Origin of the sequence: Brevibacillus sp. BD137 (assembly GCF_041644655.1) — a bacterium.
GTDB lineage: Bacteria > Bacillota > Bacilli > Brevibacillales > Brevibacillaceae > Brevibacillus > Brevibacillus brevis_D.
In genome coordinates, this window is sequence record NZ_JAOTNO010000003.1 from 190,193 (window position 1) to 216,409 (window position 26,217).

Below are 26,217 nucleotides of genomic sequence, written 5' to 3' on the forward strand. Positions count from 1 at the left end.
CGGTTAGCTGTACACGTAGAAACCACGACCGGATTTTTTGCCTAGCCATCCTGCTTTTACGTACTTGCGCAGCAATGGGCATGGGCGGTATTTCGAATCACCGAACCCTTCGTGCAGTACTTCCATAATGTAGAGGCAAGTATCCAGCCCGATGAAATCAGCCAGTTGAAGCGGCCCCATCGGATGGTTCATGCCCAGCTTCATCACTTCATCGATCGCTTCCGGTGTTGCAACTCCTTCGTACACGCAATAAATCGCTTCATTCAACATTGGCATCAGTACCCGATTGGACACAAAACCTGGGAAATCGTTGACGCTCACGGGTACCTTGCTCATTTGTTTGGACAAATCTTCTGTCAGCTGATAGACCTCATCGGATGTTTGCAGCCCGCGGATGATCTCAACCAGCTTCATCACTGGAACGGGGTTCATGAAATGCATCCCGATTACTTTTTCCGGCCGCTTTGTAACTGCCGCAATCTCAGTAATCGGCAGCGAGGATGTATTGCTCGCGAGCACCGTATGCGGCGGACATACTTCATCCAGCTTGGAAAAGATTTGCGTTTTGACCGCCATGTTTTCTGTCACCGCTTCTACCACAAAATCTGCTTCAGACGCATCTGCCAGATCAGTAGACAGTGTTAAACGGCCGAGAATCGCTTCCTTTTCTGCTTCGCTGAGCTTGCCTTTTTCCACGTTGCGCGACAAGTTTTTCGTAATCGTGGCCAGACCGCGCTCTACAAATGCTTGCTGGACGTCGTTCAGAAAAACGCGAAAGCCAGCCTGCGCCGCTACTTGGGCAATCCCGCTGCCCATTTGTCCTGCCCCGATGACCATAATCGTTTGTACGTTCATGCAAAAAGGCCTCCCTTAGTCTACTTTAATCAAGATGGCGTCACCCTGTGCGGCACCGCTGCAAATTGCCGCGATCCCTAAGCCGCCGCCTCGTCTTTTCAATTCATAGGCGAGGTGCATAATGATCCGAGCGCCACTCGCGCCAATCGGGTGTCCGAACGCAATCGCTCCCCCGTTTACATTCACTTTCTCTGCGTCCCAGCCAACGATTTTGCCACTGGTCAAAATTACCGCGGCAAATGCTTCGTTTACCTCAAATAGATCGATCTCCGAAAGCGAGACACCTGTCTTTTCCAAGAGCTTGTTGATCGCAAGCCCCGGAGTTGTCGCGATATAAGGAGCCTCTGCGCCGACCGCGGCGTGTCCCAGTATCGTCGCAAGCGGTTTGATGCCCAGCTGTTGTGCTTTCGTTTCTGACATCAGCACCATTGCTGCCGCTCCGTCGTTGATTCCCGGTGCATTACCTGCCGTAATTGTTCCGTCCTTTTTGTACACGGGTGGCAGCTTCGCCAATCCTTCCTCGGTGGTATCCGGACGTGGTCCTTCATCGACGGTTACTTGCAGCGGCTCCCCTTTTCTTTGCGGAATGGAAACCGAGACAAGCTCGTCGGCAAAAAGTCCTTTTTCCATCGCTTGTGCGGCTCTCTGCTGGCTGCGCAGCGCCCAAGCATCCTGCTCTTCTCGCGTAATCCCGTTCTCTTCCGCCACATTGCTGCCGTGAACAGCCATAGCCACTTGATGAAACGGGCAAGTGAGGCCGTCGTACATCATGAGATCACGTACGGTCGAATCTCCCATCCGCATTCCGTTACGTGCATCTGGCAGTGCATACGGTGCGTTGCTCATGCTTTCCATGCCGCCAGCGACGATGATTTCTCCGTCCCCGGCCCGAATGATTTGGTCCCCCATCGTCACTGCACGCATCCCGGACGCGCATACTTTGTTGATCGTCTCACTCGCTACATTCCACGGCAAACCAGCTTTGCGAGCTGCCTGGCGTGAGGGCACCTGACCCGCACCTGCCTGCAAGACCATACCCATGATCACTTCGTCCACCTGATCGCCGGAAATACCAGCGCGCTCTACCGCTTCCTTGATTACGATGGAGCCGAGCTCTACTGCCGATAGCGCTTTCAAAGACCCACCAAACTTACCAAAAGGGGTACGCGCTGCCCCTACAATGACCGTTTTCATCGAATGCCCTCCATTCGGATGATGTTTCACATCAATAAAAACTAAATTGATCGAGCGTTCGTTCATTTTGCATACTTTTATTTTGCCGTCTTCCGTACGAATAGTCAATCTATAATGAAAAAAAGAAGGCGTCCAAAAAGTCGAGTTTTGATTGACTTCCTGGAGCCCATTTATTCAACTATCGTTGGCAAGCTTGCTTACTGGCTTTTTTACGTTTACTCTGGAGGTGCTTCATCGTACATTTTTTTGTTGATGATTAAGATTCTGTCTGCATTTCTGACTTTTCCTGCAGGAAGCTTCTCGTCCGCTGCATGAATATAGACGAGGTTATCTGCCGCTTCATAATAAATAACATACTCCTCCCTGAGATCGCTCCACCCTTGCTCTGAAGGTTTGCCCACTTTCTTGATGATCGATCCCAGATTTATTTCGCTCAGATGTTGCGCAGCTAACTCGATCCCGTATACACGATCCTTTCCGTCAAAAAGAACAGATCCGCCTTTCAGCTTTTCAAAATCGTGATAGATCCCACCATTCCAAAAGTCTTCTTTGGTCACTTTTCCATAAAGGGAAATGACCTCTTCTTTTTTCATGCCGATTGCGATGGGAAAGCCGTTTATTTCGTTCTTTTCAAGAGACTTCAGAAATTTTTCATCGAGAATGACTTTAGGCTCTGCTTCCGCTTGTTTTTGCTCTATAGCTGGCAGCTGTGTAGGCTCGGTAGCTGCACTCGAGGAGTAGCAACCTCCGACGATTAAGCCTGTTGCAACCGCAAAGGTGATCCCTGTGATTCGTTTCAACAGTATTCCACTCCTATTGTCCTTTTAAGTGACTTCACAACACATCTAGCCTCTATTATTGCAAAGCTCTCCAACCGACTTTCCAGATTCCCTTTTTGTTTTTCTCCATGCGATAGCCGAACCTCTCACTGTTGTCCTTTAACGAAATCCAGACAACCGCTTCCTTGTCAGAGATGTTCTCAACCGACATGTTGCTTCCATGTTCAAGCAGTTTGGCTAAATGTCTCGCACGATTTCTTGCTCCAACCGGATCTTTCTTCACCTCTTCCAAATACTGCTCAAGTGTAGGCTTTTCGGCTCTAACATCGTCGTTATGCAAAGCGTACATGATTTCAAGCTCATCATCTCTCTGTGCTTGCACGTAAAGCTTCAAAATATCAATCGGAGACAGCCCACGCCATAACTCATCCGTTTTCTCTTCCATTTCCATATAAGCAAAATAACGCTGCTCCTTTTCATCGTCTTTTAAATCGAATATGGTCGAGGGGTCCGGTGTATCGTTGTACTCTTCATTGGAATTTGAGGTCCCTTTCGAGATGCTTTCAGAATAGGTCCCGGATCTGTTTAAGCCAAAGCTATGAATCTCTTTACCTTGAACATAGCTCAAGCCATAGCCATTGACCTTTTTATCCCTCCAAAAAATCAACAGTTCCAACCCCAAGTCCCTATTCAGCAACCCTTCTGTCTCTTCCAATACCCAGTTCTCTTTTCTCTGGTATCCTTCTTTTGCGAAAATATTGTACCCCCAGTATTCATTCGAGTAATCGTCCCCGCTTCCACCATAATCGTCAATAACGATATGAGGAAACCGCAACTTTTCTCTGACCTGATCTTGTGTCATGCCAACATGCAAGATTCCGAAAATCTCCTCTGCTGTTTCCTTAATCTTCTGATCGTCTAAAGCACGAGCATCTGAATTGGGAGCGGGGTTTTGATTCATACTTGGCCGGACAGGCGTTTCCTTCACAGGGACTGCACTCGTACTTTCCTTTTGCAACCAGTAAGGGGTAGCGCCAATTACAAGTATAGCTGCAACAACCGCAGCACCGAGCGGGTAGGTGAATTGAAACCTTTTTTTGCGTTTATCCTTGATACTTATCCGAATCTGCTCCTCCAGCTTTGACGTATCATTTATTTCACGCAGAAGAGTCTGATCTGCCGTTTCCTTGAACTCCGCCAGAAATTTGTCCAGGTTCATTCGATCCCCTCCGTTTCCATCAGCGCTTTGAGCTTTTGACGAGCACGGTGCATTTTTGTGTAGACCGCTCCTGTAGTCATTTCCAAAATGACCGCAATCTCCTCTACGGACAACTCCTCGTAGTAGTGGAGAACAATCAGCTGGCGATAGCTGTTCGGCAGCTCCATGACCAGACGGGCAAAACGGGCGCGAAGATCATTTTGCAAAACAGCCGACTCTGCCCCCTCGACTACCTCTATGTCTACTTCCGATTTGAAAAACAAGTGGCGGAACGACCACGAGCGTAGATGCTTTTTCGCTTCGTTGACGGCGATTCGGTACACCCATGTTTGCATCGAGCTCTCTTGGCGGAATTTGCCCAAATTTTTGTAAGCTAACAGGAACACTTCCTGGGTAATATCCTCAGCAAGACTGCGGTCCTTGACCATCAAATACACGAGGCGCAGCACCTTTTTCAAGTAGTGCCGGATCAATTCATCAAATAATGCTTCCTTTGTTTTGGTTAAGCTTTTCTCTGTAAGCTCCAGCTTCCTCACTCCCTTCCCACTCTTTTTGATTCAGCTGGCTCCATTATCTTACAGTTTTTTTGCAAAAAAATAATGCGCAAGCCTCGTCGCTTGATTAGCACCGAGACTTGCGCATGGTATGAACCTAGATGGCGTCTGCGAGAATTTCCGCGACGTCGCGTGTTTTGACGTGATCTTCCTGCTCTTTGGTCTTGATTCCATCGTTCATCATCGTCAGGCAGTATGGGCATGCACTGGCGATTTCCGTCGGGTTGACCTCCAGAGCTTGCTCCGTACGTGTGACGTTGACACGAGAGCCCTCATGTTCCTCCATCCACATCAAGCCGCCGCCTGCGCCGCAGCACATACTGTCGCAGCCGCTGCGCTTCATTTCGACCACCTCTACGCCAGGGATGGCTTCGAGGATCACGCGTGGCTTGTCGTAAATTTCGTTGTAGCGGCCCAAGTAGCAGGAATCGTGGTAGGTGATGCGTTCCTTGACTTCCTTGGTTGGCTTCAATTTGCCTTCCTTCACCCACTCCGCCAACAGCTCAGAGTGGTGGTACACCTCTGCCTTCAACCCGAATTCTGGATATTCGTTCTTAAACGTATTGAATGCATGCGGGTCGCAGGTGACGATTTTTTTGACTTCATACGCTTCAAACAGGGCGATATTTTCTTGAGCGAGCTGCTGGAACAAGAATTCGTTACCAATACGGCGAGCCGTATCCCCAGAGTTCTTTTCCTCGTTACCCAAAATGGCGAACTTCACACCTGCTTCGTGCATGAGCTTCACGAATGCCTGCGAAATTTTTTGGCTGCGCAAGTCAAACGATCCCATCGAGCCTACCCAGAACAAGTACTCGAATTCCTCGACCTGCTTCACAGTTGGCACCTCGTACTCACCGTTCAGACCTTCAATCCATTTCGTCCGGTCTTTGCGGTTGATTCCCCACGGGTTGCCCTGACGCTCGATATTGTTCAAGGCGCGCTGCGCTTCTGCTGGCATGCTGCCTTCCGTCATAACCAAATAGCGGCGCATATCGATGATTTTATCGACATGCTCATTCATTACCGGGCATTGGTCTTCGCAGTTGCGACAGGTCGTACAAGCCCACAGCTCCTGCTCGGTAATGACATCGCCGATCAAGCTTTTCTCATAGACCGCAGTTGCACCTTCCGCCGTCGCCGCTACTTCAGATGCTTGGAACGCAATCTGGTTGGCCGTCGTCTGCGAAAAAGCGAAGCTCGGCATCCATGGCGTACGCGATGTCACCGACGCGCCTTTTTCAGTCAAATGGTCGCGCATTTTCGTAATCAGATCCATCGGGGAGAGCATTTTTCCCGTTCCAGAGGCCGGGCACATATTTGTGCAGCGACCGCACTCCACACAAGCATACAGGTCGATGAGCTGCGTTTGTGTAAAATCCTCGATTTTGCCGACACCGAATTCTTCCTGCGTCTCGTCCTCGAAGTTAATGCTGGTCAGCTTGCCTGGCGGGTCCAGCTTTTTGAACCACACGTTGACAGGCGCAAACAGCAAATGCGCGTGCTTGGACTGCGGTACATACACCGCGAAGCCGAGCAAGATGATCAGATGCAGCCACCAGAAAACGTAAAAGCCTACCACTGCACCCGTTGTCCCTACTCCAATGGCAGATAAAACGATCGCAAAAACAGAAGAGATCGGAGCGAACGCCGATGGCTCATGTCTGAGCCAAATTTGTTCAAAAGCGAGCGAGAGCAAGACAGTCGCCATCAGAGAGGAAATCAGCAAAAGAACAATCCCTGACTTGAAGCCGCGCTTCAGACGCTTGAGCTTTTCGATATAGCGGCGGTAAAAAGCGTAGCCGACCGCAGCCAAAATGAGAAACGTGGTGATCTCCTGCATGACAGAGAAGTATTTGTGAGCGCTGCCAAAAGGAAGCTCGTAGCCTTTCGAAAGCCCTTTGATAATCAGCTCGATGGCTCCGAATTGCAGGGTGATAAAACCGTAAAACATCACGACGTGCATCACACCGCTCTTCTTGTCCTTCAGCAGCTTCTTGTGGAAAATGACGTTGTCCAGCATCAGATTGATGCGTGCCCCAAAGTCATTTTTCACATCCGGCTTTTTCCCCAGCTTGATAAACAAGTATCTGCTGTACACGACATGTCCGGCTAAATAAAGCCCGTAAGCGAGAACCAGGAAAAAGGCGATCAAATTAATAAGTGCCAGCATGTTTTCTACTCCCCTCTATTGCGAGTTTGTCTTTGGACGTGGAAATCGTTTTTTCTATCTTATCAGAATCATGGAAATAAATGAATGAGTATTCAGTCAGTCTGTTTATTTTTTTCGAAAAATGAAACGATACTGAGCGACCGCTCATAATGGGTACAACTCGATCTTAACACACAAGTTGCGAATCATCCATCCTCTTCGAAGAGTTGGAAATATTCTTACGAAAAAAACAGCTACCTTTATACGGGTAGCTGTTGATCCTGCTTATTTTCCTGAAGCTTCCTTGGTCTCGGCAGTGGTGTGCTCTTTCTTGGACTTTTGCTCCGAGCGTACGTCCGCGAGTGATTTGACCTTGGTTGCTTTGATACGCTTGTTGCGCGGCAGATCAGTCGGCTCCAGATTGTCTACCTCATCTTGCATGAGTGCTGCGATACCAACTGCTTTGCCTTTTGCAGCCTTACAGTATTCGCAGTTTTCTTCATCATGCTCGTGGTATTGCTTCGGCTCCGGATAGGACGTGATAACGCCTTCAAAATTACGCAGGACGACTTTATCGGACGCTTGCGAAATGATGTAATTCGGGCTGACAGGAATTTTCCCGCCGCCGTGTGGAGCGTCTACTACAAAGGTCGGAACTGCATAGCCGGAAGTATGGCCGCGCAGGTGCTCAATGATTTCGATACCTTTGCTGACAGGTGCGCGGAAGTGTCCGATTCCCTCTGACAGGTCGCATTGATAGATGTAATACGGGCGAACGCGAATTTTCACCAGGTCCTGCACCAGCTTTTTCATTGTATTCGCGCAATCGTTGATACCGGCCAAAATAACTGCCTGGTTGCCGAGCGGAACACCAGCATTGGCGAGCATCTCGCAAGCCAGCTTTGCTTCCGGTGTAATTTCTTTTGGATGGTTGAAGTGTGTATTAAGCCAAACCGGATGGTATTTTTTCAGGATATTGCACAGGTTTTCGGTAATGCGTTGCGGGAATACAACAGGTGCACGCGTTCCGATCCGAATAATTTCAACATGCGGGATATCGCGAAGGCTGCTGATGATGTACTCCAGTACGCGGTCATTGATCAACAGACCGTCTCCACCGGAGAGCAGTACATCGCGGACTTCTGGTCTTGAGCGAATATAATCGATACAGGCATCCAACTGTTTCTTTGGCACGCCCATGCCGATCTGGCCGGAAAAGCGACGACGCGTACAGTAACGGCAATACATGGAGCATTGGTTCGTCACCAGGAAAAGCACGCGATCTGGATAACGATGCGTCAGACCAGGTACAGGAGAATCGGTATCCTCGTGGAGTGGGTCTTCCATGTCGTATTTGGTACGAACCATCTCAGAGGACAAAGGTACAGACTGCATGCGAACCGGATCGCTTGGATCGTCTGGATCCATCAGATGAGCATAGTACGGTGTAATGTTGAGTGGAATCGTTTGCGTAGAAATACGTACGCCCTCTTCCTCTTCTGGTGTCAGGTTGATTACCTGCTTCAAATCATCGACCGTCTTAATGGTGTGCGTAAGCTGCCACATCCAGTCATTCCATTGCTCGTCCGTGACATCCTTCCAAAGTTCTATCGAACGCCAATCGCGTTTTGTCGCTACTGTCATGTGCATCCCGTCTCCTCTCGTCTTATGGTGAACCTCTTCGCTTCACTCAATCAACAAGAGATGCAAGTGCCATGCCAACAAATCAAAAGATTTAGAAAATAAGGAATAGAGCGTTTTGTGAGCGCTTCTTATCCATTTGATCCTTCGCGAGTCTGCCGAATTTTCGGCACTCAACAGGGAGGGATCATCCGCTGCGAGAGCTTGTATTGCAGCGTCTGTCTTGGGATGCCCAGGAGCTTGGCGGCGCGAAGTACATTGCCGTCCGTTTGCTGCATCGCCTCTTTGATCACCTTTTCCTCTACCTCACGCAAAATTTCAGGCAGCGTACAGCCTTCCTTGGGTAGAAGTTGAGCCGAGATTGGCGCTTCCTTTTTCTCAGACTGCGAGCGTTCCAGCAAATGAGCCGGAAGATGATCCAACAAAATCATGTCCGACTCCACCATATTCATGGCTGCTTCTATGACATGCTCCAGTTCACGGACATTCCCCGGCCACTCATACGCAGCAAACAAACTAGCCACTTCACTGCTGATTCCACGCACATTCATACCGAAGATCTGGTTGAACTTTTCCAAGAAATGATCGATCAGCATATCCACATCTTCTCTGCGCTCTCGCAATGGAGGCAGTTCAAAAGAGACGACGTTGATCCGATAGTATAGGTCGGTTCGCATGACCCCTCGTTCCACGAGTGACTGCGGTGCTTCGTTGACTGCGGCGATTACCCGTACGTCCACTTTGGTCGAATGGCTCCCACCGATCCGTCTGATCTGACCGTCCTGGAGGACTCGTAGCAGCTTTGCTTGCAAATCGAGCGGCATACTGTTTAGTTCATCCAGAAATAGCGTACCACCGTCCGCCAGCTCGAATAACCCTGGGCGATCATCGGCTCCCGTGAAGCTTCCTTTTGTCGTGCCAAACAGCAAGCTTTCGAGCAGTGCGGCCGGAAGCGCGGCACAGTTTTGCGCGATGAATGGCTTACTACTGCGGACAGATGCGTGGTGAATAGATTGGACAAACAGTTCTTTTCCCGTCCCGGTTTCGCCGTATATCAACACAGGAGAACTTGTCCGGGCAGCTTTTCGAGCGCGTTCTTTGAGGCGTTTCATTTTTTCACTCATCGTCAAAATATCTTCGAAATGGAAAGTCGTTTCATCTACCGTGCGTTTTGTCCGTTTCGGCTTGCTAATTTTGGCCTGAAGATCAACCAAGCGCTCCGACAGTTCTTTTAGCTTGCCGATATCCTTCGCCACCTCGACTGCACCGACTAACCGTTTGCCTACTCTCACCGGAAGTGTCGTGTTGATTGTTTCTACACGCATTCCCTTCCAATTCTTATATGTCTGTGTCTGGTTGTAGATTGATTCGCCACTATCGATAACACGAAGCAGAGTACTCGACTGTCGATCAAGTGAAGGAAAAACCTCCAACAATGGCTTTCCCAACACCTCTTCTGAGGTCAACCCATCGAGCTTGGCTGCGACATGATTGTAGAAAATCGTAATGCCATTTGCGTCCACAACGTGAATTCCTTCATCGATAGCACCCAAGATCGCCTGCAACATTTCTACCGTATCTGACAACGGCATCCTGGCTTTCACTCCTTCCTTCCATCCATGCTGCCAAAAAATCATCACTTCGCCGAATATTCGGCACTTTTACGCTATTATCGATTACGCCCTACCTGAATGGCAAGCATAGCGGTATACAGTAAATGTCCCAATATCCAAATGAGGAACGCTGTCATACTGATCGGGGATTTACTTAACACACTAAATGGGAAAAACGCGACAGAAAAACCGAGCATCCAATACAGCAAGTATCGTACCGATCGGGCCTTTCGTTCCCACGGGTAAAAGTGCATGAGAAAAAAGGCGACGATCACACTAATCAGCAGATGAATCAATAGTTCTACAATAGAGGGCAGGTTTTCCATGCCCGGTACATAGCTGACATCAATTAAAACGGGAAAGGTATTGGTATCAAACAAACCATCCCCGAGCGCCAAAAAAGCAGCAAGACCCAGACCGGCTATTAGTCCATTTGTGAGTACAAACATGCTGTATCCCCCTCTCACTTCAGCCGCAAGTACTCCTATTGTACGTGCAAAAAACCGCCCTTGCAAAGGGCGGCTTATTTTCCTAGCTCTATTTTCAGCTCATGCTCACCAGCGTACTGCTCATTCATCCATAGCTGGTACGCGATTTCTACCTGTACAGGAACCTCTGCCTCGTAGCGAATTCGCAGCTTGTTCGTATGCGTCTCCATTGCGAACGGGCCATAGGGACTTTGATAGGTAGAATGGGTGCTGGCTCCTTTTTCGAATTGCTGCCTGGTTGAAACACCACCCTGACGGACCAGCGTAATAGACGTATCTGTCAGCTTCAGTGTCGTGCTTACTTCGCCAACGTCTTCCATCTGCTCTTTGTAGGTCAGGTACCACGCGGATGCTTTTTGTACGCGCTTGCCTTCATAGCTGTAGGTCGTTTCTTCCCAGTTGCCTTCGACATGATGCCGTGCCGTCAATTTCACTTGTATGTCTTGCATGCTACTTCCACACTCCACTTTCTTTCGCTTCCCTTTTATCCCTACATTCTACCCTTCATCGCTCTTCTGTGGCAACCGCCGCCTCCGCTTTGGCATCCGCCAGCAGGAATCTCATGGTAGCAGCAATCCCGATCGCCGCAAGCAACAGCAGACCCGCCAACACCAAGTATCCGACTCCTGCCCCCGTGTAATCGATCATCACCGTAAACAAACCGATCAGGACCAGACGCATCATCATACCGATGGAGTTAAAAAAGCTCATCACCCGCCCCATCTGATGCTTCGGCACAACTGTCATATAGAGCGATTGCCGAATCAATCGCACAGAAGCGTTACTCCACCCGTAAAACGTGTACGTCGCAATCAGCGCCCAGCCATACGGCAAAGCAATCATGGCGACAATGGCAATCGCGAATAGCAACGTATTGCCGATCATGGCTGCCAGCTGCCCCATCTTGCGTACGACGATCGCAACGAGTAAACCTGCCGCCACAGCACCTAGTGCATACGTGACCTCTCCTAGCGAATAAACCGAGACACCCGCCTGCAACGTTTGGCTTATGTAAACCGGCTTCAATAAGTTCGTCGCCATAACAGCAATGAAGGGCATAAGTGCGGATATACCAAACAGAAGAAATCCTTTCTTTTGCCGAATGTACCGCCAGCTTTCCATCAGCTGCACCGTCCACGCGACACCCTGGTTTTGCTTCGCTTCTTTTTCCAGTGTGAAGGTATACGTCATGGTAGACAGCAAGGTAAAGGCGAACAAGTACGTAATCGCATTGAAAATAATCACCACATGCAGCCCGTAGGAGCTCAGCAAAATCCCCGCAAACGCGCCAGCAAGAACGGATGCTGTCTGTCCTTCGATCTCGAGCAGACTATTGATGCTATTGTAGTGCTTGGGCTCAAATGTCTCCTGAACCAACGCGGACTGCGTCGGGTAATGAATTTGGTACATAAAGGTCGTCGTCAAATAGATAACAATCAGCATCCACTCGGTGTACTCTCCGAAAAAGCCCCAGATCGCGAGCAGGCCAAGTACGCCAAATCCAATCAAGTTTTCGATTAGAAGCATTTTCTTGCGGGAGTAACGATCGATGAGCGTCCCGATATACGGCCCAATAAAAAACATCAGTACCGCAGAAGTAAACATCGTGGAGCCCAAAAGTTGAGCAGAGCCTGTCGTTTCCACGAGGAACCAGGCAATCCCGATCATCGTCATGCCTTGCCCAAAACCGGAGAACAAATTGGAAAAGAACAGCTTTCGAAATGGTGCGTAGGCAAATACCTCTCTCATGCAGACAACTCCTTTGTAAGAAAACCTCCGTCGACTTTTCAATCATCTCACTATTATGATTGTACTGACTATTTTATACTTTGTAAACTAAAATGTTTATTAATTTGATTCAACCTCTCTCACCAATAGAAAAAGCCCCCGGTTCTTTTTCAAAACCGGAGGCTTTTTACGCAGATATCTTATTTTACAAAGCTCAAGAGCAGCTCGCGAACGATTTTGGACGCCGCGATTTGCGTCATTTCACTGTGGTCATACACAGGAGCAACCTCCACCAGGTCACAACCGATGACATTCGCACCGTTGTTTGCCATGAAGTGAATGGTATCGAGCAGCTCACGAGACGTGATGCCACCTGCTTCTGTTGTGCCTGTTCCTGGAGCGTGCGCAGGGTCCAATACATCGATGTCGATCGACAGGTAGATCGGACGGTTGCCGATGGTAGGCAGCACTTGCTTCACTGGCTCCAGTACATCGTATTTGTACAGGTGCATGTTTTCTTTTGCCCACTCAAACTCGTCCTTCATCCCGCTGCGGATTCCGAAAGAGTATACATTTTTACCACCGATCAGGTTGCATACCTTTTTGATCGGGGTGGAGTGGGAGTATTCGTATCCCTCGTAGTTGTCACGCAGGTCTGTATGCGCGTCAAAGTGGAATACGACCATGTCCTTGTACTTTTCATAAACCGCTTGGAATACTGGCCAGGAAACCAAGTGCTCTCCACCAAGACCCAATGGGAATTTGCCATCTGCCAATACTTTTGCCACGAATGTACGGATCGCGTCCAGACTACCTTCCACGTTTCCAAAAGGAAGTGGAATATCGCCAGCATCAAAGTATTTGATGTCTTCCAACAGCCTGTCCAAGTACGGGCTGTACTCTTCCAGTCCGATAGAAACCTCACGAATACGGGCAGGGCCAAAACGAGATCCCGGACGGAAGCTCACTGTCCAGTCCATCGGCATACCGTAAATAACCGCTTGGCTTTCTTCGTAATTCCCGTGACTACGGATAAAGACATTTCCAGAGTATGCTTCGTCAAAACGCATAGGTGTAGTTCTCCCCCGATTAGTCGCGGGTCAGCTCAGCCACAAAGTTAGGCAGTTTGAAAGCAGCGTGGTGAACTTCCGCATTGTAGTATTTGGTGCCCAGATCTTTGATTTTCGCTGGGTCTACTTCCAACGGATCATGTTGCTTGGAAGCGATGGTGAAGCTCCACAGTCCGGATGGATAAGTAGGGATGCTGCAAGTGTAGAGACGAGTAACCGGGAAGATCGATTTCAAGTCTTTGAACACACGCTTGATCAGTTCACGGTTGAACCAAGGAGATTCCGTTTGAGCAACCATAATACCGTCTGGTTTCAAAGCATCGTGGATGCCTTGGTAGAAACCTTTTTCGAACAGCCCTACAGCAGGGCCAACAGGCTCTGTAGAGTCGACCATGATCACATCGTACTCACCTTTGTGGTCATGAATATGTTTAATACCATCGATGACTTGTACATCTACACGCGGATTACCTGTCAATGCACTCGCAATCTCAGGGAAATATTTTTTGCAAGACTCAATGACGCCACCGTCGATTTCAGCCAGAACTGCTTTTTCTACAGACGCGTGCTTTACGATTTCACGAATAGCACCGCCATCGCCGCCGCCTACAACCAGAACCTTTTTCGGGTTTGGATGCGTATTCAGCGCGATATGAGAAATCATTTCATGGTAGACAAACTCATCGACATCGGTAGTCATAACCATGCCGTCGAGCACTAACATGCGACCAAACTGCTTCGTATGAATTACGTCGATTTGTTGAAACTCGGATTTCTCACTGTATAGGGTCTCTGTAATTTTCGTTGTTATCCCGTGATTTTCCGTCTGTTTTTCGGTGTACCACAATTCCATGTTCATGGCTATGTAACCTCCTTCAATTAACCGCATGAAAATACAATATAACAAGAAAATTATAGTAGCTGTCTTCCAAATTGCAAGATATTTTTCTAGCAAGGAAAGTTTAACCAGCTTGCAAGCGACACATACTACTAGTAACGTAGTATGTCCTATTTTATTTATTCAACCGCAGAAAGGAGGAGAGGCACACATGGAAGTCATTCGCGAAGCCCCATTGCTGCGCTATTTGCGTTGGGCTAAGAAATTCGTAAAATTTACCATTCTCAGCCTATTATGTTTCTCTTTTGCCATCTTGTTGCTCATTTTGTACTTACGCTCACAACCACTCCCGGAAACATTTGTAAAGCAAACCACGACGATTTACGCTTCCAATGGAGAGGTTTTGGATACGATGCACCGTGGCGAGAACCGGATTTCTGTGCCGCTTGCAGAGATTTCACCAGCATTGCTTGATGCGACCATTGCTATCGAGGATCGTTCGTTCCGCGAGCATTTCGGTTTTGATTGGAAACGATTAGCCATGGCTGCTTATGTCGATGTCGTTAACATGGACATGCGTCAAGGTGCCAGTACCATCACTCAACAATTGGCGAGAAATCTGTACCTCAGCTTGGACAAGACATGGGAGCGAAAAATCAAGGAAGCCCTGCTTGCGATTCAGCTTGAACTGAATTACAGCAAGGATGAAATATTAGAAATGTACGTGAATCAGATTTATTACGGTCATTCAGCCTATGGCGTACAAGCTGCTGCCCAAACCTATTTCGGCAAGGACGCCAAAGATTTGACGGTTGCAGAGAGCGCCATGCTCGCAGGCATCCCTAAGGGTCCTACTTATTATTCACCATTTGTCGATTTGGAACGCGCCAAAGCCAGACAAAAGCTCATTTTGGATGCGATGGAGCGCGACAATCTACTGACATCGAAGGAAGCAGAGCAAGCCTACGCGGAACCAATCAAGCTGAAACAGCGAGCAAACGATAAGGTAACAGAGCCGGCTCCTTATTTCCGCGATTACATCGCTACTTTGGTAAAAAACAAATATGGCATTGACGAAGAAAAATTTATTCATGGCGGTCTCAAAATCCACACGACCCTTGATCCAGTTGTACAAAAAAAGGCCGAGGATATTGTTGCCTCCGTCTTACCGAAGAATAATCCGAATTTGCAGGTAGCCCTCGTCGCCATGGATCCTGCTACCGGCTATATCAAAGCAATGGTAGGTGGACGTGACTACAAGGTGAGTCAGTTCAATCGCGTGCTTGGCAAGCGCCAGCCTGGTTCCTCCTTCAAGCCGATCATGTATTTGTCAGCCTTGCAAAACGGATATACACCGCTCACGTTGATGAAAAGCGAACCGACCGTTTTTACCTACGACAACAATAAGCAGTACATTCCCGGCAATTTTGGTGGAAAATACCCAAACGCACTGATCAACATGCGTGAAGCAATCAAAACCTCCGACAATATTTATGCCGTCAAGACCATTGATTTTCTCGGGCCGCAAAAAGTGGTTGATCAGGCAAAGCAATTAGGTATTACCAGCTCATTGCAAGCAGTTCCCTCTCTCGCATTAGGAACTTCACCTGTCTCTCCCTTAGAGTTAAACGCAGCTTATGCAGCAATCGTCAACAAGGGACAAGCAGTGAAGCCCATTGCGATCACTTCCATCGAAGACAGCGAGGGCAACCTTTTGGTTGAAGAAAAACCAGAGAAAACGCAGGTAGCCGATCCTGTCGCATCTGCTCTCTTAGTCAATATGATGCAGAGTGTATTTGAACAAGGCGGTACCGGATATCGCGTAGCTGGTGAGATGAACCGACCGGTAGCAGGGAAAACAGGATCAACGGATTATGACGCTTGGCTGAGTGGATTCACTCCGCAGCTGGTTTCGACCGTATGGGTAGGTTACGACAAAAATCAAAAAGTCGATGACGTAAAGGAAGGCTATCTGTCCAAAAAAATCTGGGCCCAGTTCATGGAAAGTGCGCTCAAAGGTCAGCCCCCTGCCCTCTTTGACATGCCTGCTGGTGTTGTTTCTGTCTATATCGATCCCGCTTCTGGAAAACTGGCGACCGAGCATTGTCCGAATCCACAGCTCTTTTATTTCGCCAGCGGAACAGAGCCTCAAGATTATTGCATGAATCACATCCCCAAAAATGAGACACCAACACCTTTAAAGCCGCCAGATTCTTCGACCTTTTGGCAGCGCATGGGCAGTTGGTGGAAACCAGATCACTAAAGAAAAAAGGACGTTTCTCTTAATCGAGTACGTCCTTTTTGTATGCCTATTAACCTAGCGTGTTCTGATTGTCCCCGCCGCCCACGACTCCATCTCCATCGGCGAATACATGGTCGTTGACGATCGTAATCAGACCGGCATGATCAAGCTGTTCCAGCACTTCAAACAAGCTGTCCCTTTTTCCAGCAGGGAGCTTGCGCACAAAATTGTTTATCTCGGTCGGAGTCACATGTGTGCGGAAATGGACGCCACCGTGCCTCACAAAATGATCATGCGATTGTTCATTACCACGGAGATCTTCTTCCAATGGGTACCGCCCCTTCCGTCAAACAGTTTGGTTCAATCCCCATTAGTGTTCCGCGATTTCCCAAAAACTATGATGAACGCTGACAATTATATAAGACAAACAGGGAAAGAGTGACGGCTCTCTCCCTGTTTGTTGACCAAGTGTACATGTAACACAATATGGAAATAAGTTTACCTGACTTCAATTGTGTGAACAATTGATTTCACGATTTGTTCACAGACCGTTCACGATTTCCAACTTTAGGACAAATTTTGCTTTAATTCCTCGGTAGAATTCTCATACATAGCCTCGTTATTTTCAATCAAAAGCTTTTTCAGAGCGGCTTTTTCCTTCTCGGATAGATCAGTCAGCATAATACGTCTCTTCATGGAGTAATCCATGCGATTCACGTGATCCGCCAAAATTTTGTAGCCCCTACGCGCTTCCCGATCGATTTCCATGTAGCACGCAGTCGCCCCTGCATAGTAAGGACCGGCTTCATTGCGATCGACTGTTACCCAAACGAGCCAATAAGGCTTTCCATTTGGTACTTCTTCTTTATTTGTCGTCCATTTGATGCCCTTTTCTACAGAACTTTTGGCATGTAAGGCACCCATGTCAATGTACGCTTCGTCCCCATCAATAATAACTGAGGACACAGCATTCAGGTCGAGTACACCTTGACCAAAACCGCCATGTACATCGGTTTTTCCACTCATGATGGTAAAGCCGCCTTTTTTATTATCAAAAATATCCATTTGAATAACCTCCAGACAATCATTCTCCTTCCTTTTATTCTACTCGAAAAACGTACGATGACGCAATTTGCCTATGTGCCCAGTTATTTATCCATGGGCTTTTGGGTGTTTCGTTTTTTGTTTATGAGCTGGATGATTTTTTCGATACCCCACATGATCAGGATCGTTACGATCGCTGTATGGACGGCCATGGCAACCTTCATGACTAACAGTTCGCCTAGCATCGTGTCAGAGGGAACAATAAACAGGTAGTACACAAAGCTGATACAAAGAACACTTAGAAAGATCAACCAGCCTCGAAAGCCTAACGTGAAGCGAATGAAAGCACCGATGAGCAAACCAATCAAAGGCCCCGCAAACATCAATGAGAATACGAAAGGACCGAGTATGAACCAGACAATCCAATTATCATCCATTGTCTTACACCCTTTGCTTTTGATGATTACACATCATTGGAATCCGTAGTTTCTTCTACCTCAGCCAGTCCACGCTCATCAAGCACGTAACGTCTACCTGTTTCTTTGTAACGCTCCGAATCATCTGATGAGAAGCGTTTGATCAGAAAGCGCGCTGGCTCCGCTCCCTCTACAGCTACAGGCGGCTGGAATTCCAAGTCTTCACCATCTCGAACATGGATAACAACGATGCGATCGTGATATTCAATAGACAGGTCTTCCCGTACTTCTTTTTTATTGGCGTCAAGCGTAAAGGTCTGTCCGGACTTGTGTATCGTCACTTCAGGAAAGCTTTTGTCATCTTGTGCAATGATGTAATACAGGTAGTCCGCATTTTGATCCGGAGCATTGCGTAACCCTGGTTGTAATTCATCATCTCCCTGTAGCAATCGCATTACTTGGTCGATGACCTCTGGGATGGTCGGCAGCTTGGCGTGTTCGCCTTTCACGTAGTATCGTTTTTTCATATCCTTCTGGGCGTAATTGGCACTCATATACGGAACGGTACCGTCCCCAACGCCAGGATCGAGAATCGGGGACCATTCGTTATAAAAAGAATCATAAAAGTAACCGAGCAGTGTTACTTGGCCGGTACCCACGATGGAATACTGTGGAACATTGATTGTTTTGTTATCCCATTTTTCATGCATCTGGCCGCCATGTCTGACGAGCGGTGCATAGTCGAGGCGAATATTTTTGTCCTTTAAAAAATCGTCATAGGTGTAGTACTGAATGTTACTCCTTTTGAGGAAGCCAACCGATTCAAAGTATTTTTTAGAGGGTAGCAGCTCGTAAACAGCAGGTGCATAGGAGGAAATCAATTTCCCTGTTTCCTCATCCAGCCAAGGGATCGAAAAATTGTATCCGTGCTTAAGAGCCTGATATGCCCGTGGAGAGCCAAGGAAGGGTGTGCCCATGTATACGACACGATTCACTTTGCGCTGGTAGGACACATTGGATAGAAGTGTTTCTTTTACCAAGAGCCCACCCATGCTATGTGCCACCAAATGCACCTGGTTTGCCCCACTTGCCTTCAGTGCTGCATCGATTTTCTCTTTTAGAAGCTTGGCATTTTTGGTGCTGCTGTACCGCCAATCGTACGGTAGTGCAAATAAGGTTCGGTGCTTTTTGTATCCCGCCTTTTCCAGTTCCTTTACCATGCTGTAATACTGTTCAGTAAGTTCTTTTAAAAACGGTGCATAGGAAAGATATTCGATGGCGTAAAAATCATCTTTTTCCGGGTGGATCGTCGCATCACGGGCGACTGGCTGTACATCTATACTATTTGGCTTGATCGGCTCCAAGGAGAGTAGCCGGCGGTGTTTAGGATCATTAATACCAATGAGACTATCGCCAAGTCCCAACCATATTTCCGATCTCTTTCCATTCTGCTCTACTTCGAGTCGGGATCCACCCACTCCCGGGATTAAAATAACCGGAATCGTTCTGTCTCCTATATAAAGACTGTACGAGTTAGCGGTAAAACCCGAGCGTTTGCTGGCCATGACCTTGACTTTGTAGGTGCCAGGATAGGCATTGAAGATAATATGTTCATCCGAATTTTTCGCTTTCTCGGAACTAGCGACGACTTTCCCAGCCTCGTCGAGCAGAAATACGTCCATATCCATTCCAGTAGGGATATCCTTGAGAGAGACCTCTACAGTAGAGGAGAGCTTAATGGATAAGCTGTAAAAGTCCACATCCGTCTTTGAATGAAGATTTCCTACGATATTTCGTTTATATGCATCCAGCTCGTAAGCCTCTTCCATTGTGTCGTTCGGCTCGTATTCATCTGCCTTGCCCCCTCCATGATCCGTGGAAAAATCAGCTCGCAAGCGGTAGTAGTAATCTTTCGAAAACGAGCCCTGCTTTCCAACGACCTTGATGTAGTACCATTTGTCTTTTTCCAGTGCCAGTCCCTCGATTAGTTCAGGCTCATTTCCATGATGCTCTGAACGAGCAAGCTCCCGTTCTGCTTCATCATACACATACAAATCGTAGTCTTCGTTTGCCGGAATATCTGCGAGGGAAATATTCATTTGTCCATTTGTTGTTCCTCTGATTTTCCAAAAATCCACATCATCTTTGCTGCTAATCTTTCCATGGCTGTCCTTTCCATCAAATAGCCAATCCGATTTGCTGCCCAAAGTATCATTCGGTTCTACCTCAAAGCGCACTTCTCTATTCCGCAGTTCCGCTTCTCCTGGCTTATTCTCGCTTGAAAAATGCGCATAAAATTCCTCTGCTAGCCGCGAAAGCTCTTTATCGGAGGCATCCTGCTCCTGTTTTTGTTCTGCCTCTTCTGCCGGAGCCTCGTTTTTGTATTCGCTCTCTCGTTCGACCAACGTTAACGGCTCTTCCTGATCGGCAGCCATTTCATCCCAAGGCGCCTTTTTGATTTTTATTTTTTCTACGGTCGGCTCTATGTGTTCAGGCAACGATAACTCCCAACTACGTAACGGCCCCTCTGCATCATCTATGAACATCGTTATCTTGATAGGGCTATCATCCATTGGCATTATAGCGAGGGAAATCTGTGACTCCTCGTGAAAAGAACGGATTTTACTAACGCTGCCCTGACTGACAGAAAGCTCGACGTTATCCGGAGCACCTGATAATTGTGCCTGAAAACGCACCTCTCCCTCGTCGATCCATGCCCACGCCTCCTCTACGAATATTTCCCGTTCTTTTGCCCAGCCCTGTTCCACTGTATTTCCCAAGCATAAAGCGAATAGGAGAAGCACACAAAGCAAGCGCCGCGTGATTATTCTCACAAAAATCCCCCTCATCCTTTTTCTAGCTTTACAGTAGAAAAAGACAGAGAGGGGGTGCAAATATTTTTACTGCGTCGTATGGTTGCGGATTCCTTGTCGTTCCCATGCATTTGCAATGATACGGAAGGGTAGCGCATAATCTTTTATTTCGTGCCCTTGCCCAGAAGCTTTATTTTGATAGGGGAAGCCCTTGTTCACGTCAAAACGAAAGGAAACAGAGTAATAGACTACGTAGCTCGCATCCTTTTGGAAGCCATGCTGTTTATCCCCCATCAAAGGCGTATCTACACCCACTTCACGAGCTCCTAGCTTGGAAGCGGAATAGGAAGGGCCTCTCCATAGCTGAGGACTCGATTGTTGCAGGGTTAACAACGACTGTAACGGCGTTTGGCGTAAGCCTGTTTCTGAAATCCATGCCCGCGCAGCTGTCACGACAGGAAACTGATTACTCACGGGATGGCGGTGTCGATCCTGTAGCTCCACTTGTGTCAAGATGCGCTCACCCGCGTAGTAATCATTTGGTTGGCTGTTTGGGTACCGGTCTCTAGCATGATACGCTGCCCATTCGGCTGTATGGCGAATCGAACCTGTTGCATTCGGCTCAAAGACTTCAAAGGAGCGCTCTCCCCCTTTTACCGTAATAGTATAGCGTCCTGCCATCGTTTTGGAGAGGTTCCGAGGCTCACACACCTCTTCATCTTCGTCGTTCATAGCGCAACTCTCGTAGGATAGTTCAAAATCGACCTGATAATCCATCACGATGACAAAGCCGTTGATTTCAGCCTTGTACTTTTGCGATTGGAGTACTTGGCGCCAAGTCGTCTGGGTTGGGACCGTGGTCCCTGTATACACGACCTCTGAGCCTGTAGATGCACTGCTTACCTGCCATTGCATCGACGATCCGGGGCCTGTCAGCTTCAGATCAAGCTGTGGTGGCGTATAAACCGCCATACTCTTGGCATCTGAAATCCACCCCGGATTCGCAGTGACAGTTATGTTTTTGATCGTGTCCCCGCTAACTGAACTCTCCAATTGCGCTTTAAATTGCGTGATTTTCTGATTGATCTCCTGTTCTGTTTTTTGGAAGCCTTCGTTTATTTTCGACTGATCAATGACCACGCGAATCGTCGCAGGCTCACGTTCCCACACGCCATCTACATGTAGCGGCAGTTTTTGTAGCTGTCGACGATCACTGTCATAAATCTCTAAACCAATTTCACCGCCATCAAAATCGCCTCCACCACCAGGCGACTCCGGAACTTCTCCACCGACAATCTTCACTGGCCAAGCCGCACGATTATCCGTCCAGATCGTCTCGTTTTCCGGCATGGATTTCCCAGGGTTGATATGGGCGATAAAATCCTCGGATTTTTGCGGATACTTCGTCGGAACTGTGATCTTACGCACCTCACCCGGCTTGAATTCATTCACGTCCAAGCGAGTTTCCTTTTCTGAGCTCGCCCAGCGAACAGCCAATTTCGTATCATGCGTTAATTTCCCGGCATTCTTCACGTTGAAGGTAATCGTCGCATCCGTTCCTGCGGCTTGAGGGCTCTTCGGATCAATTTGAAAGCTCGATTTCACAATGAGTAAATTCTCTCCATCCGGTTTTGGAACGCCTTTGCCGATTTGCACAAAAAAATGACCGTCGCAGCCGTCACTCTGGGTTGAATAAAATTGCACCTTGTACAGTCCTTCTAAAAGAAGAGCATTTTCGTCTCTCGGGAAATACACCCAGTGGCTATTTGTGGAGGTGTTTGAGCTATCGAGTGCCTTTCCGTTTCGCTTTCTTTCCCAGGAGCCAGACGCAGGATCAAACCATCTCATCGAAAAGTGACTATCATCCGACAAAAACATCCGAAACCGATACTTGTCTGGAATCTCATCTGCCGCTATTTCAATGGTTTCACCACGTTGAATATCCTTGCTCCACTTTTGGTTGTTTCGATCGATTTCTACTGACGCGAGAATGTCCCAGCATTTTTGGTCGGATTCAATGGTGAATCGCACCTCACCCGTACAGCCCGTCTCGGACTCGAACAGCAGTACGATTTCATCGCCAACATCTACGCTTGCCGGCAACATGAGCCTGAATAGCTCGTCCGCTGCAAGCTTGTCGGTTAACGCTGTTTTTCCTTCAGGGCTCTTCCAATACCAAGTACCAGATACCTTTGAGGAAAACGATAGATTGGTATCGTATTGATCTCCAGCCTTCGTAAAGTACTTGATGTATACGGGGTCTTTCAATGTAAATCCTGAGCTGACCGATCCATTCATGCCTTCACCCTCAGGAGAAAATGGCAGAGGTGGCTCGCTATGTACTAAAAATGAAACCTTTTTTTGATCAGCGATCGAGCAGGAAGCATCTTTTACCACAATCGTTATTTCCCAATTGCATTCAGGTCGCTCCCCCCACTTTGTCCCATCGAGGTTTAGCTTTAGTTTGTACGTTTTTCCTCGCTCGAATGGAAAATAGTACGGGTTATAAACATTTCCGAACGGAAGCTTTAAACTGGAGGAATCATAGGGTCCCCATCTGCCATTGTCATTTTCCTTGACTGGCAAGGTATAGGTTTTTCCGTTTGGAAGGGATACATCCCACTTGAGCGATGCCTCCGAGCTATCTCCGTATTTGGTTGTGTATTTAGCCCGGAACGTAAGCGTATCAAACGGCATAATCTCAATGGTTTGAGCGTTTCTTACTGCAGATGCCGACAGCGTAACGATGGGGCATGAGTCTTCACCATCTGGCGACTCCACTCTAAAATATTTCTCCCAGCATTCTGTTCCATCATCACTGGTGTAGACGACTTTTACCCGTCCAGAGCTACCGATGCTTCCTGTCCCGACTTTCCTGTTGCCATTCGCTCCAGGCTTCATATCGTAACCATTCATCGTGTATTTTCCTGGTTTATTGGCAGAGAGAGTGATATCGGCATTTTTTTCGATAGCAATATCCGAGCCGCCGCTGGCAACAGCATTGTGGTCTTTAATATCCTTGTCGCCAACGACTTGAATGTTCAGTTTGGTTTTTGTTGATCCGATTGTACATGCTGGACCTGGATCAGGCTTTTCGGGATCAGGTTTTTCCGGTGGGGTTACATCACCCACTGTGAATTGTGCTGTGTAAGGTGTCGAAACGCTTATGCTGCTTGATCCTTGGCGGCTTCTTTGATGCAGGTCAGTGATGGTTAGCGATACTTCATACAGGCCTGGCTCAGTAGGCTTATAGTCGGTATTTTTAAAGGTCCACTTGTAGCCTGGGGGACTGCTTGTCTCGTTTACCTTGGGAACGACCGTGCTTGGATCGTTGAATTTTTGATTCGACAAGATGCTCTTGTATCCACGTCCTGTTGTCTTGTTGATCACGCTTAAAGACCATACAAAAATGCCGCGGTCATAGTAAGAAAAGTCCGTGGCATTTGCATGGATCTCAACTGTTTCGTTGAGGTTGTATTTTGTTTTGTTGGTGGTTATGCTGCCGCTGGGTTGTGGGGTGGTTCGGAAGTGGCCTACTGAGACGTATCCGCCTTTGCCGTCTGGGACGAGGTTGTCTCCTTTGGTGTAGCCTGCGCCGCCTGAGGCGGAGGCTAGTTCTGCGAGGTTGTAGGCTTGGTACTCTTTGAAATCTCTTATAGTACTACTAGAAACAGTTTTACTATAAACATTAGCAGTTCCCCCCAAGATATAATTGGGATTTCCACTAAACCGTTTGATCCAGTAGTTTGTTTCATTTTCGTCTACGAAGTACCATCCTCTGTCTGCTTTTTTGTTGATATCAGCGAATCCTAGTACTCTATTTCCATCAATGACCCTATCTACTTCAATTTGTGATACTGTTGCACCGAGTTCTCCATCTATTCCTGAGATCGCAAGAATGTCAAACTGATTTTTCGGTGCAAGCTCTTTTTGTGAATCTACAGTAGCAACACCAATGCCGTGGTAGTTTGGTGTTGCACCTGCAAAATTTGAATAAATAGTAAGTAGCCCGCTTAAGAGACAAAAGGAGAGTACAGAAAAAATTAATTTCCTGTGCTTCTTTATAAGTTTTATCATTATTTTGTACCCTTCACTTTATAAAATTTCCGCGTGTTATCAACTCTCTCAAAAGTAGGTAATTTGGGATACATAAAAGCACCAGCATCCGTTGAATCGTTATTATTTATTATTACTAAAGACATATAGTCTGCACCGTTTATTGAAATACTGAAGGATTCATTATTTAAAAAACCTTCTTTAACATTTTGTTTTGAGACAAACATCGCCCTTATCATAAAATCACCATCACCCTTAGGCACCTTCCCACTAATCTTCCCATTCACAACCTTCAAGCTCTTATGAAACTCGTCCGCATACTTCGCCCCTTGCTCAAGTTGCCATTTATCCTTCCACAAATAACGCAAAATCTCAGCCGCTTCCCCTCGCGTCACAGGCAAATCCTCACGAAATTTGGGCTGACCACTTGGCGCTGGCTTCATCCATCCCCACGTGATAAGGGCCCCAGTATTGGTTAAATTCGGATTCTTTTCACCCCGAATCGGCTTCCATGCAGCATACACCAGCGCTGCCGTTTCTTCCTTCGTCAACAATCTGTTCGGCTCTACCTTCACCCCCGCCAAAATCCCCGCCTTCTGCGCCTGCTCATAGCTCACCTTCGCCCAATGCCCTGCTGGGAGCTCCGGAACAGGGGCTACCTCCTTCAATCCGCGAATCGCTACTAAACTCGCAATAAACTGCCCTTGCGTGATTTGGTTATTCGGATAAAAGTTCCCCTTGCTATCCAGCCATAAGTATTTCTTCTGTACACCGAAATCAATGGCTTCCCTTGCTGTATGTGAAGCGTAATCCTTCGCTGACGCAGCAGCCTGTACGGTTTGACTATCTGCTACTCCAGTAAGCCCTGCCACTGCGAGAACAGCTGCTAGTAGGTATGACATGATTGCACGTTTGTTCATGGAATGACCCCCTCTTTATCGGATATTTTACCTATATTATCCATTTTTAGAAAGAGGCTGATTTAGGTTCCTTTGCAAAAAGCTCCGCAACGTATTCTCGGGCACCGCCCCTTCCAGCTTGTCGATCACCTTACCTTGTTTGACGACAAAAACAGTGGGGGTTGCCTCTGCCCCGAGGCGCGACGCTTCATCCAGCTCTTTCTGCTCATGGATATCCAGTCGTTGGATCATTTCAGGTGGATACTCCTTCACGACTTTCTCAAATGTCGGGCCGAACTCCGTACAATATCCGCAGCTATCACTATAGACGTACACCACTCTTACTTCTTCTTGTGCACTGGCTGTACCCCACCACGCACTTATACCGACGGCAAGCATAACAACACCGAGCACGATCCACAGCCACCATTGCTTGCTTCTACTCACGTCCATCTCCCTTTCGCGAATTAAAATGTTTCGTAACCTATGCACTTGTCAAAGAACGATGCCCGTATTATGCAGCTCCGAGCTGAGACAAAAAAAGCCAGCCCCATTGGACTGGCTCACATGTATAAAAAAAAGACGTACCACAACTCTTGCAAGTTCGTACGCCGTG

At 47.7% G+C, this 26,217-nt stretch carries 21 protein-coding genes; 1 reads left to right on the forward strand and 20 read right to left on the reverse strand.

The genetic code is table 11. The annotated features are described in order from the left end of the window. Positions 1-3 precede the first annotated feature (3 nt). The 13 genes from ODZ53_RS07580 to speE form a co-directional block, all read right to left on the reverse strand. A complete protein-coding gene (locus ODZ53_RS07580) occupies positions 4-855 on the reverse strand; it encodes a 3-hydroxybutyryl-CoA dehydrogenase (RefSeq protein WP_015893666.1) in 852 nt (283 codons plus the stop codon). Positions 856-870: 15 nt separating this feature from the next. Next, a complete protein-coding gene (locus tag ODZ53_RS07585) occupies positions 871-2,049 on the reverse strand; it encodes an acetyl-CoA C-acetyltransferase (protein ID WP_372676516.1) in 1,179 nt (392 codons plus the stop codon). 215 nt (positions 2,050-2,264) lie between these two features. Then, positions 2,265-2,849, reverse strand: a complete 585-nt coding sequence (locus tag ODZ53_RS07590; RefSeq protein ID WP_372676517.1) for a hypothetical protein — start codon at positions 2,847-2,849, stop codon at positions 2,265-2,267. Between the two features lie 55 nt (positions 2,850-2,904). After that, positions 2,905-4,047, reverse strand: a complete 1,143-nt coding sequence (locus ODZ53_RS07595) for a DUF4864 domain-containing protein (protein WP_372676518.1) — start codon at positions 4,045-4,047, stop codon at positions 2,905-2,907. Continuing rightward, positions 4,044-4,583: a sigma-70 family RNA polymerase sigma factor gene (locus ODZ53_RS07600; protein ID WP_372676519.1), complete on the reverse strand. Its 540-nt coding sequence runs from the start codon at positions 4,581-4,583 to the stop codon at positions 4,044-4,046. Before ODZ53_RS07600 ends, ODZ53_RS07595 begins: the two co-directional genes overlap by 4 nt. Before the next feature lie 115 nt (positions 4,584-4,698). Next, positions 4,699-6,774 (reverse strand): heterodisulfide reductase-related iron-sulfur binding cluster, encoded by a 2,076-nt coding sequence (locus ODZ53_RS07605; protein ID WP_372676520.1) that lies wholly within the window; start codon positions 6,772-6,774, stop codon positions 4,699-4,701. Positions 6,775-7,038: 264 nt separating this feature from the next. Next, positions 7,039-8,403: a lysine 2,3-aminomutase gene (kamA, locus tag ODZ53_RS07610; RefSeq protein WP_015893670.1), complete on the reverse strand. Its 1,365-nt coding sequence runs from the start codon at positions 8,401-8,403 to the stop codon at positions 7,039-7,041. A 164-nt stretch (positions 8,404-8,567) separates the two neighbouring features. Next, positions 8,568-9,986, reverse strand: coding sequence for a sigma-54 interaction domain-containing protein (locus ODZ53_RS07615; protein WP_234125826.1), 1,419 nt, complete (start codon positions 9,984-9,986; stop codon positions 8,568-8,570). Positions 9,987-10,063: 77 nt separating this feature from the next. Further along, positions 10,064-10,456 (reverse strand): hypothetical protein, encoded by a 393-nt coding sequence (locus ODZ53_RS07620; protein WP_015893672.1) that lies wholly within the window; start codon positions 10,454-10,456, stop codon positions 10,064-10,066. A 74-nt stretch (positions 10,457-10,530) separates the two neighbouring features. Next, positions 10,531-10,944: a YwiB family protein gene (locus tag ODZ53_RS07625; RefSeq protein ID WP_372676521.1), complete on the reverse strand. Its 414-nt coding sequence runs from the start codon at positions 10,942-10,944 to the stop codon at positions 10,531-10,533. 55 nt (positions 10,945-10,999) lie between these two features. Beyond that, positions 11,000-12,244, reverse strand: a complete 1,245-nt coding sequence (locus ODZ53_RS07630) for an MFS transporter (protein WP_372676522.1) — start codon at positions 12,242-12,244, stop codon at positions 11,000-11,002. Positions 12,245-12,423: 179 nt separating this feature from the next. Further along, positions 12,424-13,293 carry an agmatinase gene (gene speB, locus ODZ53_RS07635; RefSeq protein ID WP_017252411.1) on the reverse strand — a complete coding sequence of 290 codons (870 nt, stop codon included), beginning with the start codon at positions 13,291-13,293 and terminating at the stop codon, positions 12,424-12,426. A 19-nt stretch (positions 13,294-13,312) separates the two neighbouring features. After that, a complete protein-coding gene (speE, locus tag ODZ53_RS07640) occupies positions 13,313-14,146 on the reverse strand; it encodes a polyamine aminopropyltransferase (RefSeq protein WP_026134007.1) in 834 nt (277 codons plus the stop codon). 196 nt (positions 14,147-14,342) lie between these two features. Between speE and ODZ53_RS07645 the strand changes: the two genes are divergently transcribed. Next, on the forward strand, positions 14,343-16,394 hold the full coding sequence (locus tag ODZ53_RS07645) for a transglycosylase domain-containing protein (RefSeq protein WP_372676523.1): 2,052 nt from the start codon (positions 14,343-14,345) through the stop codon (positions 16,392-16,394). A gap of 49 nt (positions 16,395-16,443) precedes the next feature. Here the strand turns inward: ODZ53_RS07645 and ODZ53_RS07650 are convergent, their stop codons facing one another. The 7 genes from ODZ53_RS07650 to ODZ53_RS07680 form a co-directional block, all read right to left on the reverse strand. After that, on the reverse strand, positions 16,444-16,701 hold the full coding sequence (locus ODZ53_RS07650) for a hypothetical protein (protein WP_064200364.1): 258 nt from the start codon (positions 16,699-16,701) through the stop codon (positions 16,444-16,446). A gap of 239 nt (positions 16,702-16,940) precedes the next feature. Beyond that, positions 16,941-17,438, reverse strand: coding sequence for a YwhD family protein (locus ODZ53_RS07655; protein ID WP_015893679.1), 498 nt, complete (start codon positions 17,436-17,438; stop codon positions 16,941-16,943). 83 nt (positions 17,439-17,521) lie between these two features. Continuing rightward, a complete protein-coding gene (locus ODZ53_RS07660; RefSeq protein ID WP_142498018.1) occupies positions 17,522-17,854 on the reverse strand; it encodes a hypothetical protein in 333 nt (110 codons plus the stop codon). A gap of 26 nt (positions 17,855-17,880) precedes the next feature. Further along, the gene (locus ODZ53_RS07665) at positions 17,881-20,667 is read right to left on the reverse strand and encodes a lipase/acyltransferase domain-containing protein (RefSeq protein WP_372676524.1); all 2,787 of its coding nucleotides are present in this window, start codon (positions 20,665-20,667) and stop codon (positions 17,881-17,883) included. A 66-nt stretch (positions 20,668-20,733) separates the two neighbouring features. Next, on the reverse strand, positions 20,734-24,723 hold the full coding sequence (locus ODZ53_RS07670) for an ABC transporter permease (protein WP_372676525.1): 3,990 nt from the start codon (positions 24,721-24,723) through the stop codon (positions 20,734-20,736). Next, entirely contained in the window at positions 24,723-25,622 is a 900-nt protein-coding gene (locus ODZ53_RS07675) for an S-layer homology domain-containing protein (protein WP_372676526.1), read from the reverse strand. The genes ODZ53_RS07670 and ODZ53_RS07675 overlap by 1 nt, the downstream gene beginning before the upstream one ends. Before the next feature lie 36 nt (positions 25,623-25,658). Beyond that, a complete protein-coding gene (locus ODZ53_RS07680; protein ID WP_372676527.1) occupies positions 25,659-26,054 on the reverse strand; it encodes a thioredoxin family protein in 396 nt (131 codons plus the stop codon). Positions 26,055-26,217 lie beyond the last annotated feature (163 nt).

Coding starts and splice junctions, on each gene's coding strand:
- ODZ53_RS07580 (WP_015893666.1), bottom strand. CDS start 855: ATGAACGTACAAACGATTATGGTCATCGGGGCAGGACAAATGGGCAGC.
- ODZ53_RS07585 (WP_372676516.1), bottom strand. CDS start 2,049: ATGAAAACGGTCATTGTAGGGGCAGCGCGTACCCCTTTTGGTAAGTTT.
- ODZ53_RS07595 (WP_372676518.1), bottom strand. CDS start 4,047: ATGAACCTGGACAAATTTCTGGCGGAGTTCAAGGAAACGGCAGATCAG.
- ODZ53_RS07605 (WP_372676520.1), bottom strand. CDS start 6,774: ATGCTGGCACTTATTAATTTGATCGCCTTTTTCCTGGTTCTCGCTTAC.
- kamA (WP_015893670.1), bottom strand. CDS start 8,403: ATGCACATGACAGTAGCGACAAAACGCGATTGGCGTTCGATAGAACTT.
- ODZ53_RS07615 (WP_234125826.1), bottom strand. CDS start 9,986: ATGCCGTTGTCAGATACGGTAGAAATGTTGCAGGCGATCTTGGGTGCT.
- ODZ53_RS07620 (WP_015893672.1), bottom strand. CDS start 10,456: ATGTTTGTACTCACAAATGGACTAATAGCCGGTCTGGGTCTTGCTGCT.
- ODZ53_RS07625 (WP_372676521.1), bottom strand. CDS start 10,944: ATGCAAGACATACAAGTGAAATTGACGGCACGGCATCATGTCGAAGGC.
- ODZ53_RS07630 (WP_372676522.1), bottom strand. CDS start 12,244: ATGAGAGAGGTATTTGCCTACGCACCATTTCGAAAGCTGTTCTTTTCC.
- speB (WP_017252411.1), bottom strand. CDS start 13,293: ATGCGTTTTGACGAAGCATACTCTGGAAATGTCTTTATCCGTAGTCAC.
- speE (WP_026134007.1), bottom strand. CDS start 14,146: ATGGAATTGTGGTACACCGAAAAACAGACGGAAAATCACGGGATAACA.
- ODZ53_RS07645 (WP_372676523.1), top strand. CDS start 14,343: ATGGAAGTCATTCGCGAAGCCCCATTGCTGCGCTATTTGCGTTGGGCT.
- ODZ53_RS07655 (WP_015893679.1), bottom strand. CDS start 17,438: ATGGATATTTTTGATAATAAAAAAGGCGGCTTTACCATCATGAGTGGA.
- ODZ53_RS07660 (WP_142498018.1), bottom strand. CDS start 17,854: ATGGATGATAATTGGATTGTCTGGTTCATACTCGGTCCTTTCGTATTC.
- ODZ53_RS07670 (WP_372676525.1), bottom strand. CDS start 24,723: ATGATAAAACTTATAAAGAAGCACAGGAAATTAATTTTTTCTGTACTC.
- ODZ53_RS07675 (WP_372676526.1), bottom strand. CDS start 25,622: ATGAACAAACGTGCAATCATGTCATACCTACTAGCAGCTGTTCTCGCA.
- ODZ53_RS07680 (WP_372676527.1), bottom strand. CDS start 26,054: ATGGACGTGAGTAGAAGCAAGCAATGGTGGCTGTGGATCGTGCTCGGT.